The following is a 14,799-nucleotide window of genomic DNA, read 5'->3' as shown; positions in this document are numbered from 1 at the left end:
CGGGCACGTGCTAGAGCGCCGTGCCGATGCGAAGCAGGGGTCGAGCGAGCCACGCGACCAGCGCGCATGCGGCCGCACACGCGCCGACGATGACGACCTGCACCCCGACCAGCGGTTCAACCCTGACCAGGACGGCGGCGGGGGTCAGGGCGGCGGCGGCTGCCAGGGCGACGGCTGAGCCGGCCCACAGCGGGAAGTAGGGGTTGGCGCGCCACGACAACCCCGGGCGGGCCCGCAGCGACCAGGCCACAGCGACGTGCCCGGCCAGCCACACCACCAGCGCGGCGCACCGTGCCTGCCCGGTGCTGGCACCACCGGAGTGCACGAGCAGGTACGCGGCGGTCGCTGCTGCGCCCAGCACGGCGCCCACCAAGATGGTCGCCGTGGCGAACGCGCCGTCGACCAGGGACGCGGTCCGGGGCCGCGGCGGCCGCCGCATCGCGGCGGGTGCCGCGGGCTCGGACACGAACGCCATAGATGCGCCGATGTCCATGAACAGCTCAAGCACCACGATCTGCACGGGCGCGTACGGGATCGGCAACCCGGCAACAATGGCGGTGACCATGGCCGCGACCAGTGCAAGCTTGGCGCCCAAGTAGAACGACACGGCGCGACGGAGCTGGGAGAAGATGCTGCGCCCCGTCTCCACGGCCGCGGCGACGGTGGGATACGCGTCGTCAGTGAGCACGAGGCCGGCCACCTGCCGCGCCATCTGCGTGCCGCGCCGCCCCATCGCGATGCCGACGTCGGCCGCGGACAGCGCCGGCGCGTCGTTGACACCGTCACCGGTGACCGCCACGACCTCGCCGCGGCTCTGCAGTAGCCGCACCAGCCTCAGCTTGTCGGCCGGGGTGCAGCGACCGATGACGGTCCCGTGCACCAGGTCCGGGGCGAGGTCGTCGTCGCTGCGTGCTGCCAGGGCGTCGCCACCTGTGAGGGTGTGCCCCTCGGGCAGCCCGGCGGCGGCGGCGGCGGCGCGGCCGGCGGCCGGGTGGTCTCCGGTCACCACCAGCGTGGCGATCCCGGCCCGGTGAAGTTCGGCCACCGCCGCCGGCACCCCCTCGCGGACCGGGTCGACGAACGTGACCAGGCCAACCAGCTGCAGCCCGGTCGCAGGTATCGGCGCACCATCGGTCCCGACCTCGCGTGGGATGGTCCGGCTTTCGGGCTCGTAGGCGGCGGTGGCATACGCCAGGGTGCGCTCACCGGACCGCAGCGCGGACTCCACCCGCTCCCGCCATGCCGCCTGGTCGGCGGCGGCGCACGCGGCCAGGACAGCTTCGGGGGCCCCCGCGACCGCAACCTGGGTGTTCCCGTCGATGTCCGCCCAAGCGGTGGCTCGCAGGCGGGTGTGTTGATCGAACGGCCAACTCGCCACCACTCGGGTGCCGGGTCCGGCCAGGGCGCTGCCCATGCCGAGCTCGGCGGCCTTGGCGGCGACGGCCTGTTCCAGCGGTTCGCGGCTCCGCGCGCCGCGGGTGTGGCTGGTGCCCTGGGCGGCCAGGGCGACCGCTAGGACGGGGGCGATGCCGCCGTCGATACGGGCCACGCTCAGCTCGTTGCGGGTCAGGGTGCCGGTCTTGTCGGTCAGCAGGCTGGTCACTGAGCCCATGGCCTCACCCACGGAAAGCCAGCGCAGCAGTGCGCCGCGTTGGGCCAGTCCCCGGCCGCCGACGGCGAGCAGGACGGTCACCAAGATGGGCAGTTCCTCTGGGACTGTCGCGAACGCCATCGACAGCCCAGTCAGTAGCATCTCCTTGACCGGTTGCCCCAGCAGCAGCCCGAGGGCGGGCACACCGACCGACACCACGACGGCGGCGACCAAGACAATGCGTGCCAACTGTCCCATTCCGATCTGCAGCGGAGTGGCCGGTTCGCGCTGGGCTGCGGCCAGCGCGGCGATCTGCCCGAGCTCGCTGTTCTGCCCAGTCGCGAACACCACGGCGGTGCCGGTGCCGGAGGTGATGACACTGCCGGCGTGCACAACACTGGAGCGTTCGGCCAGCGGTGTACCCGCGGGCACGGGGTGGACGCTCTTGTGCACCGGGACCGGTTCGCCAGTCAGCGAAGCCTCCGCGGCGCTCAGCGAGTGGGCGTCCAGAATGCGAGCGTCGGCGGGAGCGATGTCGCCAGGCTCCAGCAACAGCACGTCCCCGGGGACCACCTGCGTGGCCGGAACGGTGATGGGCCGCCCGTCGCGGCGCACGTGCGCGCTCGGGGCGGTCAGGTCGTGAAGGGCCTCGATGGACCGGGCGGCTCGCAGTTCGGACGCGGTCTCGACGGCAGCGCTGAGCACGATGACGCCGAGGATGGCCAGCCCGTCGACCGCTTCGCCGAAGACAAAGCTGAGCACTGCGACCGCGACGAGCAACAGCTGAAGCGGCTCGATGAACGACTCGACGAGCGCCCTCAGCCACGACTCGCGTCGGGGTGGGGCGGCCAGGTTGAGACCGTGCTCCAAGGCCACCTGCTCGGCGCGGGCACTGCTCAGACCCTGGTCGTCGACTCCGAGCATCGTGGCGACATCACCTGGTGGCAGCGCATGCCACGCAGCGCGGTCCCTTTCGATGGCGGAGGTCCGCGGTTCGCGGATGCCGTGTTCCCCAGTGCCGGTACGCATGATGAAACAACCGTAACATCTCACCGTGTTGTTACGGCTGTGACAAGCGGGGATCTACGCTGGCGGAGTGGACCTGACCGAATTCGACGACATCGGCGAGGTCCTGCTGCTGTCCTTCTGCGGGATTATGGCGCTGGTGTTCGCGGCAGTCGTCGCCGAACTGCGGCTAGCGCAGTTCATCAAGGACCCGACAGCTTCGCCTCGCCCCCGCCGCTCTGCCAGGTCGGCCCCGGCCAGACGGCGGGCGCTGCTGCGCGCGGTGGCCGCCATGCGCCCGGGCAGGCGCGTGCTCACCGTTGCCTGGAAGCTGGTCACGACCGCAACCGTGGTGCTGACCGTGGTGGTCATGACCGGTGCCACCCTTCGATTCGACGCCCGCACCCTGCCGTGGTTCACCTGGCTGGACCACACCGAGATCGGGCACGGGGTGGCGCGGATCTTGGTGATGGGCGGCCAGTTCTGGTTGGCCGGCAGCGTGGTCGTGCTGCTGGCGGTCTATCGCAGCATCCAGGCGCGCAACCTGCGCCCGGCCGCCGTGACAGGCGCAGCAATCATGACGATGAGCGTCTCGCTTTGGCTCGTGAAGGTTCTGGTGGGGCGAACGGCGCCCCATTCGGGGGCCAACGAGGTCCTGGACGGTGGGATGTCGTTCCCGTCCGGGCATGCAGCGACTGCGACGGTGTGTCTGCTGCTGGGCGTTGCGCTGGGAGCCGGGCCAGCCCAGGTGCTCAGCCGGCGGGGGCGGGCGATGTTCGGTGCGGCGAGCGCCGGCAGCGCGGTGGTCGGGGTGTGCACCGTCGTACTCGGCTACCACTGGCTTTCCGATGCTGTGGCCGGCTGGATGATCGGTGTGGTAATCGCACTGCCGGCCATCCGCTGGCTGGTGCCCGCTCCGTAGTCGGTCCCGGCAGCGCGCCGGCGCGGGCGAAAAGTCGAGGTTGACCAAGCAGGTCGATATCTGACTCAGACCGATCCGGACCACGCGACCCGGCACTAAAGATCCGGACGTTCGACGCCCCGTGCCGATGAGCTGCTCGGCGAATCCGGTCTCGATTCAGCCGCAAGTCGGCCATCCGCGGCTCGTGCGCGTTCCGGCGGCACATCGATGCCTCGGCGACCGGCTCGAGCCGGGATCGCATCGCCGCCAGACAGGCTCGGCGCACCACGTTGCAGAACGTCACGCTGCCTCTCGCGCTGATCGCGGTCCTGATCGATGGGCAGTCAGGTTGCGCCTTGGGCTCGCTGCCGCGCGCCGCCCATCCCCAGCAGCGAAGGAGGATGAGGCGTGCCACACCCTGACGTGCGCGTAGACACATGGCGGGGGGGTGTCGTCAGGGTGGCTTCATGACGTGGGTACGAGAACGAGTCGAGCTGTTGCTGTTTGTCGTTTCCACCGGGCTGCTGCTCGTCGGCGGGGTCTTCTGGCTGGTGGGACCGGGCGAGTGGGGTGAGGCGCTCTGGGTTGCCGGGACAGTGCTGGGGCTGGTGTTCTCGGTGGCGTGGACGGCGATCGCGATCCGGGGTGGTCGGCTCAGCGTCGACGTGATCGCCCTGCTCGCGCTCGCCGGTGCCTTGTGGGTGGGCGAGCCGTTCGCGGGTGCAGTGATCACGGTGATGCTCGCCACGGGTCAGCTGCTCGAGGATCGGGCGGCAGTCCGCGCGCGGCGAGAGCTGAGCCTGCTCCTCGAGCGCGCGCCCCGCACCGCGCGGCGTCTCGTGGACGGGGGTGTGGTCGAGATCTCGGTCGACGAGGTCGCCGTGGCCGACCGCGTCCTGGTGTGTCGATGCCGCGGTGAAAACTGACCCTGGCCCGGCGTTGACACGACCACCCACCAGCGGCCGCAGAACTTGACCGCGTCGCCCGCGTGGACGGTCTCGGGCCCGTGGGCGACGACGGCGCGGGCGACGATCTGGGTCTGGCGGACACCCTTCCAGTACCTGACGGGGCCGCCATCGTGCTGTGCGTCCTGCTCGAGGCCCGCACCAATCGCAGGCCTTCGAGCGCCGCTACCGGTCCGAGGCCGCCATAGCCCCAGCTCACCCGACCGGACCCGTCCGCGATCACACCAAGATGGACCGATCCGGAGACGAGCGACGACATCGTCCGCCACGCGGCAGAGCCCGCGCCAGCGCAGTGCACGACGCGAAACACGCTGCACCATCCAGCGGGGTTTCGTTGACCGCGCATGCGAACAGAGAATGATGCAGTCATGGGCAAGTCGACACATCAGGACCATTTCGTCCAAGCCGAGGCCGCGTACGGGCGAGCGATCGACTCGCCCGAACCGGCGGACCGGGCCGAACTCCTCAGCGTCGCGATCTACCACGCTGCCATGGCGAGCTACGTGCTCGCGCTGGAGGTCGACGCGCGACAGGCGGCGGTGGCCGTCAAGTAGTGAGATGGCGGGTTCACGACCGCGGGGCGAGGTAGCGCAACCGTCCACGCAAGGGGCCCGACCCGCCTGCGGCGTTCACGGCGGAGTGATGTGTCGGGTCGGGCTAGCCGCGCCTGCGTCGTCACTCGGGCGCGACGGCGGCTTCCGGGACATCGTCGATGGTCAACACGGCGATGAGGTGGTCATGGTGGTCCAGGACCGGTGGGACAAGGGGGTTGTAGGCGGCCAGGGCCAGAGTGATCCCGGTGAGGTCCCTGACCACCACCACCCGTTGACGCGCAGTGCCTGCCGCCGGTTACGGTGCCATATCGTCCCACGATCGGTGCCCTCACCGTTCGGTCCTTCATGTGGCACGGGCGGGGGGCTGGTCGCCGAGCGCGCACGGTCGTCGTCGGGTGTGTGCGGGGCGCTGTGGGGTCTGCCGCTGGTGTTGATGACATGTTACCTGCGCCGCTGCTTGACAACTCCTCGACTACTGGTCGGCGGCGTCTCGTGGCGCTGCGGACCCCTGGGGGTCGACGAGACCCAGGTGCTGTGCCGCGCGAACAAGATGCGCCTGCCACGCCAGCGTCAGCGAACATCCGGCTGCCACGACGAGCGGCACCCATGCCATCGACCCGCCAAGTGACCCCGATCTGGTCGCGGTGAACACAACGTCAGCGAACGCCACCACCCCGGCCGCGACGGTTGCCGGTCGCGACCCAACACGCTTCGACGTGGAAGACATGCGCACCCCCTCAGTGAAACTGCCACGTGCCTTCAGAATGCACCACAAGTTGCGCGAACTCACCGATTGGGTCGGGCTGCTTGCTGATCGGTCGTCCGGGTTCAGGTCGATGACACGTGTGACTGTGGTTCCCTGCGGCGCCAGTCTTGGGGCAGGGCCGCTTCGAGCGCGTCGTCGACGGTGACGACACCGATGATGCGTCCGCGGTCGTCAACCACGGGCAGCACCAGGAGGTTGAAGTCGGCCATCCGGGTCGTCACGTCGACGATGTCATCCTGGGGCGCGGCGTGCACGGGGTCGGACTCCGCGACATCGCGAAGCAGAGAGCTCGGGGGGACCTGGAGCGCCCGAACCAGGCTGATCGCGCCGACCAGTCGATCTTCGTCATCCACACTGAAGATGCTGGTCAGGGCCTCGGGCTGATGCCCGGTCGCCGCGCGCACGAGGGAGATCGCGTCATCAACGGTCCCATTCTCGGAGATCCGAATGAACTCCACCCCCATCAGCCCACCTGCCGTGGCGTCGTGGTAGCCGAGGAGACTCATGACCTTGACGCGTTGGGGCTCGTTCAGCAGGTCCAGGACTGCTTGACGGCGGTCCTGGGGCAGGTCCGTGACGGCATCGGCCGCGTCATCGGCACGCATGCGGTCAAGGACGGATGCAACGTCCGCTGCGCTGCGAGTCCGCAAGAGCTGCGTGAGCCGGTCCTCGTCGAGCTCCTCGAAGACGTCGGCCTCAAGCTCGGGGTCCTCATGGACCTGAGTCAGGAGCTCGTCCTGCTCCTTCACCGAGGCCGTCTCGATCAGGTCGGCGATCTGGGCGGCTTTGAGGCGCTGCAGCTGACCGAACGTGGATCGTACGAGCACCGAAGGCTCATGCCCGATCAAGGCTTCGAACGAGCGCCAGTCACGCGAGTGGTGACTTCCGTTGCTCTTCGCCCCGCCCCACCAGGCCCTCCCGCGTACGTCGAGACCCGTGACGACCCACTGATCCTGGACCCGGGTCAGCAAAATGTCGTTGGCCCTCACGAGAGCCGCGTGCTCAACGTCGATCAACCGGTGGCCGAGCACGTCCGCTCGCAACAGGACCTCACCGGCCCGGCGCTCGAACGGACGCACGTCCAACCGCGCTGTGGAGAGCTCGATCCTCTCCCCGCTCATCGCCGAGACGTCAGCAATCGGAACGTAGACGACGCCCGAAGAGACCTGCACGACCAGCGCGCTGACCTGGGGGTACTCACCGGCTCTGAGTCTGACAATCGCATCGGCAAGCTTGCCGAGCGGCTTGCCCTTCATGTCGACCACCGGGTGCCTGAGCAAAGACGACAGGTAGACGACGGGAAGCTCAGCGTCCTCGACGACGATGTTGTTCACGACCAGACCCTTTCCGGAACGTAGCGAGCGCGGGCCGCGCATGAGTTGAGAGTAGGGGGAGATCACTCAGCGACCGAGCGCGAGCTGCACAACCCTCACGACCACGAGCGCCATCGCGATGAACAGATACGTGCGCAGCACGGAAAGTCCCGCGCGCCTGCTTGCTGAGAGCTCCGGCAACGCAAGGAGGTTCAGTGGGGGCATCCGCCAGCTGGCCCGAAGGCTCTTGTCGACCGGTGCCACCGTCGCAGCCGGATGGCGACGCCTGTGAACCGCGAGACCGACTCCGACCGCGATGGCGATTGCGCTGCCACCTCCTAGTATCCACAGAATCGTCACCGCCGTGATGTTCGGGTACAGGACGCTCGCAGTGAGCACGATGGACATCATCACGAGCACGGCGATGACTAGCCCGGTGAACAGGTTCAGCCACCGGCCGTTGACCCACGGTCCGAGGACCTGCTTGTCGTTGCACAGAAGCAGCAGGAACACCGTCGCAGACGGAAGCAGCACCCCAGCAAGGGTCTGGACACCCACGGTGAGCAGGCCGAGCGGGCTGCCCGGGATCAGCACGACCGTGGCGGCGACCACAAGCAACCCAGCAAAAACCGCGTAGAAGCCCTTGGCCTCACGTGGCTTGCGGTGCAGCGAGTGCTTGAGCCCGAGCACGTCACCAAGGGCGTACGACGTCGAGAGCCCGACCGCAGCCGCCCCGATGATCGACGCATCGATCAGCGCGATCGCGAACAGGACACCGGCCACGGGGCTCACGTAGGTGCCCAGTCCCTTCGCGACCCCCAGCGCGTCGGTGAAGGCGCCGAACTCGGGATGTCCCGCGAACGTCGTGTAGGTGAACGTCATGATCGCCCCGGCGCCGACAATCACCATGACGATCCCGATCCACAGATCGACCTTCTCATAGCTCATGAACCGAGGTGTGATCCGCTTGTCGATGACGTAGGACTGCTGGAAGAACAGCTGCCACGGGGCAACCGTGGTGCCGACGATCCCGATGATCAGCAGCATCACGGTCGACAGTTCGGCCCCCGGTGGCATGCCGGGGATCAGGACGTCGTGAGCGATCTGACCCATGCCCGGGTGCACCATGAAGAAGATCGGTACCAGCAGCAGCGATCCGGCGACCAGGACCATGCTCACGCGCTCGAACCGCTTGAACGACCCGGTGCTCACCGCCGCGATGACCACGACAGCAGCCATGATCACCCCCGGGACCTGGGCGATCCCCAGATAGCGCAGACCCAGGCTGATGCCGATGAACTCGGTGACGATCGTGAGCGCGTTGAGGATGAACAGGTCGATCACGCTGAACGCGCCCCAGAACTTGCCGAACCGCTCCAGGATCAACCGCGCATGGCCAACCCCGGTGACCGCGCCCAGGCGCAGCACCATCTCCTGGTTTACGTAGAGCACCGGCACCAGCAGGAGCAGGGTCCACAGCAGGCGCGTCCCGTAGTTCTGACCGGCTTCGGTGTAAGTGCCGAAGGCTCCGGCGTCGTTGTCACCGACCATGACGATCAGCCCGGGGCCGACGATCGCGAGCAGCGTGCGCAGCTTCATCGAGAGCCGCGGACGCGGAGCGTCGTCACCTAGACGGATCGTTCCAAATGCGCCTTCGATGTCGCCGACGTGCGCGGAGTCAAGAACCGCGGTCTCCCGCTGTGCTGGTGTGGGGCTCGTGTCGCTGGTCATCTCAACCTGCCCTCCGCGCTGGTGTGCGGATTGGTCTACGGAAGTGAAGCGGGCTGGCGGTTCTCCTGCGTTCGTGCGCCAGAAAGTCCCTGCGAACTCGACATGGCCGAGTGTCGCAGCGACAACCCAGGGGCAACAGGCCCGGCACGCCTAGAGGGCGGCTGGACTGAGCAGGAGACGCGGACTATGGCCTTCGTTCATCGACGCGCTCCCCTCGCTTCGCGGGGCGCACGCGCGAGGTCCGACCGAACGGTCAGGGGTTCCTCGTCCTCGTAAGACCTTTGGCACTTCGCGGCGTCAACCCGCCATAGCGGGAGCCAATCGGGACTACCCCTTAGGTCGGGGTAGCCTGTCCTGACCCGGGGCGTCTCTGGACGTTCGGGGTCGCTGGCTTGTTTCCGCGAAGGAGCCTCAGCTAACGACTGGCACCTTGCGCGCACAGGTTACCCGAGTTTCGCACCGGCGACCACTCTCAACGTCGGCTGAATCCTGACCCTCTGGCGTCGACCCCTGATCAGTCTTCTCTAATGGTTCCTGGCCGGCCTGGGGTTGGCTGGCAGGCTGGCATCGGCCCTGCGGCGCGCATCCACACCGCATGGCTCCGCATATGGAACTCGTGACCACCCCCGCTCACCCGTGACGGTTCAGGTTGCCCGGTCGGCAGCGTACTGCGCCCAGTCGCCGCCGGCGCGTGTGGTGTGCCGGACCACCTGGGAGGCTTTCAGGCCCAGGACCCCGGCGAGCATGGCCGGTGGGATCTCGGCGCTGAGCTGGTCGAGGGCGGCCAGCCGGGTCCGGCGCGGTTCGATGCCGATGGTACGCAGCCGGCGTCCCAGGCTCGCGGCAGCGAGGTGGCGACCGGCCCGCTGACCCGGGAACAGCCAACCCCCGGGGAGCTGCTCGGCGACGCCTTTGCGTCGAGGTGAAGGTAGTCCTTGGATCAGGGCCGCGAAGGGTTCGGGGAGCTCGAGCAGGTCGCCGCCGAGACGAACTGTCACGACGTCCCCGTCGGCGGCGACGTCGTCGGTGGTCAGAGCGCAGATGCGGACGAGGGGTTGGGCGTAGAGGACGACGAGGGCGCCGGCGACGCGGTCGACGGTGTCGAGGGTGTCGTCCTGGACCAGACGGCGGGCGATGTTCCACCGCCGGTCGGGGTCGGTGTGCAGATCGTTTCGCCCACTGGCCGATGGCGGCAGCATCGTCGACGGTGGGAGCACTCGGGTGCGCCGGGCCCAAGCCAGGAACGGCCGCACCTGGTGGGCTCGGGCGCGGGGACTGGCGAACCAGTGGTCGATGTCGCTCTGCCTTGCGCTGGTCAGCGTGGCCTGAGCGGCTTCGATGGTGCTCAAGAACGCGATGACCGAGCGCAGGGTGCGACGCGCGTTGGTGACTGCTGCGCTGATGTCCGCGGTCCCCTCATGATGGCGACGCAGGCGCGGCAGGACCTGCCAGCGCATCCAGGCGCGCACGATCCGGGCATCGTGGACGTCCAGTTCCACCAGCATCTGGTTGCTGTCGTGCGCGAACCGGTCGATGAGCCGGTCCGGGTCGGAGCCCAGCGCACCGGCGGCGAGGAGCAGGTCGCGCAGATGCTCGACCGCTCTGCTGGCGGGTTGGGCGTCCAGGGTGGTGTGGGTCAGCGCCAGGCGGCCCGAGTCGAGCGAGGTGAGCAGCGCGGTGATCGCTGGTCGGCGCAGCCAGCGGCGGGTGGTCATGGGCTCGGCGGCCAGGATCGGCGCCCGCAGGGCGTGCAGGGCTCCGGGCGGATCGTCGGCCAGCAACCCGTCGACGGTCCGTCGCAGCGAGCACGGGCCACACAGTCGCTCGCCATCGACCGTGGTCAGGGTGCGGTTGTGGTGGCAGTGCGCGCAGCGGCGCGCCGCGCGCTCCCGACACCACCGGCACAACCCCCTGTCGTCGAGGAGCCGGTCGGGTTCCTGGCAGGTCGTGCAGGTCGCGCGCAGCCGATGAGCGTCCCGGCGGCACCGCCCGCACACGCGTTCATCCTCCCCACGGGCGGGCCTGGCGCATCCGGGGCAGTGACGAACGCAGGCCCGGCATCGCACCCGGGACCCGTACAGGCTGGCGCCGGTCCCGGCGGGAGCCCGGCAGGACTGACACGGCGGGCAGGGCAGGTCAGCCCCCGCGGCGCGCAGCGCGATGACGAGCCGCGCCACGACGAACGGGGCCCCGGAGTCGGTCAGGCGGTGGTCGCCGAGTAGTTCGGCCAGGACCTGCAGGTCGTGCCGGCGGGGCGCGAGACTCGTCACGACGTCGATGATCTGCGCGGGATCCAGCGCCACCTGCGCGGACAGCACCGACGTGAGCCGCTCGACCTGCTCGTGGCGCTGCACGTCGGTGTGGGCCCGCTGCGTGCAGGCGTGGCAGCGTGGGTGACCGGCTTCGTCACGCGCGTACGGGCGCCGGGGGCGACCGCACCCGGCACACACCCGCGTACTGGTCCGTCGGGCGGAGCAGGCGGAGCAGAGCGCCGCCCCGCCGGGGAGCTGCTGGCGTGCGGGACGGGTCCGTCCGCAGTCCAGACAGGTCGGGTGGATCGTCGTGATCGTCTTCGCACCGGCCGCGACCAGGGCTTCGACGAACCGGTCCAGGACCGGCGGCCGACTGGTCGGCCCGATGACCAGGACGTCGGGATGAGCGCGCAGGTGGTCGACGAGCTGACCCAACCGCCGTCCTTCGGCCATCTGGTCGATGGCCCGCAGGACGGCGGCTTCGCCCAACGCCGGTTCGGCCGCCGCGACGGCGGCCTGGATATGGGCGCGGCGTCCGGCGGCCCGCCGGGCCGCGTCCGCCGTGCGGTAGCAGGCGTCGCACCACGGCGCGCCGTCGGGGTTGCGGCCCACGAGCTTGCGATGCCGACCGCACGAGGCACACGGGCCCCGGTGGGCGCGCGCCATGCACGCGGTGCAGATGCGCCCGTGCGGTCCGGCGCCCCTGAGCGTGACATGGCGACCGCACCCCGCACAGGCCGGATCGCTCACCGGTCGCGGTGGATCTCGGCTCGCCGCGGAACCCGCCCCCGCCCACCGTCCCCGAGCGCGGGCACTGCCCCTCCGCCAGTGCCCGTTGCCCGGGACCGGCGGGCCGCCGCGACCGGTTCGATCAGATCGTTGGGGCTGCAGGCCAGGATGTCGCACAGGGCCATCAGCGTGCGCAGGCTCAGGCGTTCGGGGGTCTGGGTGACCAGGCGGTAGACCTGCGCGGCCGACAGGACCACGCCACGCTCGGCCAGCAGCGGCACCAGGTCGGTGGTGGCGAACATGCCCCGTTCGGCCATCCGCAGTCTCAGGTGCCAGTCGTATCCCAGCTTGCGGGCGGGTGCCATCTCGATGCTCCTGTCTGTCACGGCGTAGCCGGATCGGTGAACGCCCGGCCCAGGGCCCGACGCAGCGCCTGGTTCTTGTAGTCCGACCCGACCGACGTGTACCCAGCGGTGGTCGACCCCCACGAGTGGCCGACCTGCTGCTGAACGAACAGGTGGTCGAACCCGTCCTCGATCAGGTGCGTGATGTACGAATGACGCAGGCAGTGCGGTCCCAGGTCGCGCGGCAGACCGCACTGGTCGCGGTAGGCGGCGAACCGGGCGTTGATGTGATCAGTCGAGATCGCCGCGCCCCGCTCGGTCGGCCACAACGTCGTCGACGCGCTGGCGTAACCCGGGCGGATCTCCTCGACCCACTCCGCGAGGGTGCCGGCGGCCCAGCCCATCGTGGTCAGTACCGTGCGCCGGCGCGGCGTACCGCCCTTCATCGCCTTGCCGTAACGCACCGAGACCGCGCCGTAGCGGCCGAACTGCTCGGCGTGCGGGTTGCCCGACAGGTCGGCCAGGTCGAGCATCGCCACCTCCCGGCGACGCAGCCCGAAGGCGTACACCGTCTTGAACAAGGCCGCGTCACGAAACGCCGCCAGCCAGCCCTTGCGCCCGGACCTGCCCACCGTGGCCACCCGCTCGTCGCAGTAGTCGAAGAACCTCTGCAGCTCCTGGCGGCTGAGTGGACGGTTCCCGGGCCGGGCCTCGCCCTGGTCGCGGTGCGCCGCGGTGTTCCACTCGTGGAACACCTGCACCGGGTGGGTACCGAACCGCTGCTCGCACACCTCGTCCCAGCCGTAGCGGCGGTCGGTGACGTACCCGCAGAACAGCTGCACCGACATCTGATAGTTGCGCAGCGTCGAGTGCGCCAACCCCCGACCGACCAACGCGGTCGTCCACTCCTCGACATCGCTCGGAGCCCATGTCCACGGGTAGGCGTTGGTGAACGAGACCAGCCGACGCACCAACAACAACCGTTGCTCGATCGTCGTCGCCGCCAGGAGGCGCGACGTCTGCTGGGCGGCCCAACCCGCCAACATCGCCTCCAGGACCGCCTCCTCCGGGGCGAGGAACGACACGCCAGCGGCCATCACCGACGCCGCCGAGCCAGCCACCACCTCCCGAACCGATCGATCAGTTCGCATCCAACTCCGTCCCAGACCGTCGTGGTCCGATGACCGTATCACTCATCAGATGCAGGATTGCGGGGGCCGCCCGTCTTCCAACGCCCCGGTCCGGCCCACATCGCGGCCTTCGCCGTCCGCCGCTGTCACCCCGGTACCGACGCCCGAAGCGCAGTGCAAAGACCGTGAATCACGCTGTCGATGCGATTGGCCACAGTCACCTTCGAACGTCCTGCTCATCGCCGTCCAGCGACCTGACGCCACCCGCGTCGCAGGAATCCGCACCTGGAATGCTCTCGGGCGGCGCGTCCTGAAGGGCGAGCACGGCATCGCCATCCTCGCCCCCTGCGTCTACCGCCCCGCACCCGGCAACACCGCCGACAGTCAGACTCCACCTCCACCGGCGACCGAGTCGCAACGGCTCGAGCCGTTACCGACCGGCGACCAGGAGTCCGTCACGCGGCGCGAATTGCGCGGCTTCAAGGTTGTCCACGTGTTCGACCCGTTATCCCGAGATTGCCCGACCAGGTCTGTCGTCCATCGGATCGGCGAGTGTGCTCTCGATTGTCTCAGGAGCACGGGGCTTGCGGAAGAACGGGATTGGCAGGCCGGCGGGTTCGCCGGTTCCAGTCCGGCGCCTGCCTTCGACCCGGTCGAGGGCCAGAGGCGCTGTCTCGCGGTGGCCTATGTCCAGGTCCAGATAGGCGTGGCCGAGTTTGCGGGCACGGGTTTCCGGTACGTGCCGGGGTCTACTACCCGGCCAGCAGCACCAGGGCGCCTCGGCCGGGCGAAGTTGGGCGCGGGCGAGCACCCCACCGATCAGTTCGAGAATGGCGCTCTCGTCGCTGACGACCCTGGACGACCCTGGACGACCCTGGACGACCACACTTTCGTGCCCGCCTCGTTGATCAGGCACACTCAGCTGTGCCCCCTTCCGACATCGACACCCGCCCTCCCGCGCGGGCCTTGCCGCTGGTGCATCTCCTGCTCATCCGCCCTGGTATCAACTTCGTGGCCCGAAGGGCTCGCCGCCGACAGATCTGTCAACAGCGACCGAACCGCGCATCTCAATCAGCCGCCGAGGCGCCCCGCAAGACCGGGCGGCCAATCCGCCAGGGGCGATCAGCACTCAGCCATACCCCGTCCTCCCGGGCAACCCAACGGCTTACGGAACGCGGTTCATCTCATGGACGCAGCCGGAGTGCGTCTGCCGGTACGTGCCCGGGCGACGTAAGCGCGGCGCCCGACAAGTCTCCCCCAAGAATCCCCGGCGCTGTGACGATAACAGCGACTATCGGCGACGCTGCCGCACGGAGTTGGTGAGACACTTCCTTCCAGTTCGCGGAGGGCCTTGCCCAGTGCTGTCAGGGCGCGGTCGTTCCGCCAGGCGAGCCTCATCATTCTGTGTTCGCCACGCTTTAGGCCGAACACCGCAGGTCATCTCGGGTGCGCCAGACTAGTCTGCGAGAAAACCGGGGCTTCTCCATGCTGGATCTACTTGCGCATGAATCAGGGCTC

Annotated in this window: 11 protein-coding genes and 1 riboswitch; of the genes, 4 read left to right on the top strand and 7 right to left on the bottom strand. The window is 69.2% G+C overall.

The window, feature by feature from the left end:
- Positions 1 to 10 precede the first annotated feature (10 nt).
- Positions 11 to 2,620, bottom strand: a complete 2,610-nt coding sequence (locus LJB74_RS19075) for a cation-translocating P-type ATPase (RefSeq protein ID WP_259310006.1) — start codon at positions 2,618 to 2,620, stop codon at positions 11 to 13.
- Between the two features lie 67 nt (positions 2,621 to 2,687).
- Between LJB74_RS19075 and LJB74_RS19070 the strand changes: the two genes are divergently transcribed.
- The 3 genes from LJB74_RS19070 (at position 2,688) to LJB74_RS19060 (ending at position 5,016) form a co-directional block, all read left to right on the top strand.
- Positions 2,688 to 3,518: a phosphatase PAP2 family protein gene (locus LJB74_RS19070; protein WP_259310005.1), complete on the top strand. Its 831-nt coding sequence runs from the start codon at positions 2,688 to 2,690 to the stop codon at positions 3,516 to 3,518.
- Positions 3,519 to 3,964: 446 nt separating this feature from the next.
- On the top strand, positions 3,965 to 4,423 hold the full coding sequence (locus tag LJB74_RS19065; RefSeq protein ID WP_259310004.1) for a hypothetical protein: 459 nt from the start codon (positions 3,965 to 3,967) through the stop codon (positions 4,421 to 4,423).
- A gap of 407 nt (positions 4,424 to 4,830) precedes the next feature.
- Positions 4,831 to 5,016, top strand: coding sequence for a hypothetical protein (locus tag LJB74_RS19060; protein WP_259310003.1), 186 nt, complete (start codon positions 4,831 to 4,833; stop codon positions 5,014 to 5,016).
- A 121-nt stretch (positions 5,017 to 5,137) separates the two neighbouring features.
- On the opposite strand, the gene LJB74_RS19055 is transcribed toward LJB74_RS19060, so the two are convergent.
- The 6 genes from LJB74_RS19055 to LJB74_RS19030 form a co-directional block, all read right to left on the bottom strand.
- On the bottom strand, positions 5,138 to 5,284 hold the full coding sequence (locus tag LJB74_RS19055; protein ID WP_259310002.1) for a hypothetical protein: 147 nt from the start codon (positions 5,282 to 5,284) through the stop codon (positions 5,138 to 5,140).
- Positions 5,285 to 5,844: 560 nt separating this feature from the next.
- Entirely contained in the window at positions 5,845 to 7,158 is a 1,314-nt protein-coding gene (locus LJB74_RS19050) for a magnesium transporter MgtE N-terminal domain-containing protein (RefSeq protein ID WP_259310001.1), read from the bottom strand.
- Between the two features lie 24 nt (positions 7,159 to 7,182).
- Complete coding sequence (locus LJB74_RS19045; protein ID WP_259310000.1) at positions 7,183 to 8,826, bottom strand: NRAMP family divalent metal transporter; 1,644 nt, start codon at positions 8,824 to 8,826, stop codon at positions 7,183 to 7,185.
- Positions 8,827 to 9,085: 259 nt separating this feature from the next.
- Positions 9,086 to 9,256, bottom strand: a riboswitch (M-box (ykoK) riboswitch).
- Positions 9,257 to 9,470: 214 nt separating this feature from the next.
- Entirely contained in the window at positions 9,471 to 11,690 is a 2,220-nt protein-coding gene (locus LJB74_RS19040) for a hypothetical protein (protein WP_259309999.1), read from the bottom strand.
- Between the two features lie 134 nt (positions 11,691 to 11,824).
- A complete protein-coding gene (locus LJB74_RS19035) occupies positions 11,825 to 12,172 on the bottom strand; it encodes a helix-turn-helix transcriptional regulator (protein ID WP_259309998.1) in 348 nt (115 codons plus the stop codon).
- A 17-nt stretch (positions 12,173 to 12,189) separates the two neighbouring features.
- Positions 12,190 to 13,272 carry a tyrosine-type recombinase/integrase gene (locus LJB74_RS19030; protein ID WP_259309997.1) on the bottom strand — a complete coding sequence of 361 codons (1,083 nt, stop codon included), beginning with the start codon at positions 13,270 to 13,272 and terminating at the stop codon, positions 12,190 to 12,192.
- Between the two features lie 79 nt (positions 13,273 to 13,351).
- Here LJB74_RS19030 and LJB74_RS20960 point away from each other — a divergent pair, with 79 nt between their 5' ends.
- Positions 13,352 to 14,515: an ArdC family protein gene (locus LJB74_RS20960; RefSeq protein WP_396125199.1), complete on the top strand. Its 1,164-nt coding sequence runs from the start codon at positions 13,352 to 13,354 to the stop codon at positions 14,513 to 14,515.
- Positions 14,516 to 14,799: the final 284 nt, after the last annotated feature.

Origin of the sequence: Cellulomonas sp. P24 (genome assembly GCF_024704385.1) — a bacterium.
Classification (GTDB): domain Bacteria; phylum Actinomycetota; class Actinomycetes; order Actinomycetales; family Cellulomonadaceae; genus JAJDFX01.
The sequence above is the reverse complement of the archived record's forward strand: the minus strand, read 5'-3'. Positions and strand labels throughout refer to the sequence as shown.

Excerpts from the sequence above, each read along its gene's own strand:
- LJB74_RS19075 (WP_259310006.1), bottom strand. The coding sequence starts at position 2,620 with ATGCGTACCGGCACTGGGGAACACGGCATCCGCGAACCGCGGACCTCC.
- LJB74_RS19065 (WP_259310004.1), top strand. The coding sequence starts at position 3,965 with ATGACGTGGGTACGAGAACGAGTCGAGCTGTTGCTGTTTGTCGTTTCC.
- LJB74_RS19060 (WP_259310003.1), top strand. The coding sequence starts at position 4,831 with ATGGGCAAGTCGACACATCAGGACCATTTCGTCCAAGCCGAGGCCGCG.
- LJB74_RS19050 (WP_259310001.1), bottom strand. The coding sequence starts at position 7,158 with ATGCGCGGCCCGCGCTCGCTACGTTCCGGAAAGGGTCTGGTCGTGAAC.
- LJB74_RS19045 (WP_259310000.1), bottom strand. The coding sequence starts at position 8,826 with ATGACCAGCGACACGAGCCCCACACCAGCACAGCGGGAGACCGCGGTT.
- LJB74_RS19035 (WP_259309998.1), bottom strand. The coding sequence starts at position 12,172 with ATGGCACCCGCCCGCAAGCTGGGATACGACTGGCACCTGAGACTGCGG.
- LJB74_RS20960 (WP_396125199.1), top strand. The coding sequence starts at position 13,352 with ATGCAGGATTGCGGGGGCCGCCCGTCTTCCAACGCCCCGGTCCGGCCC.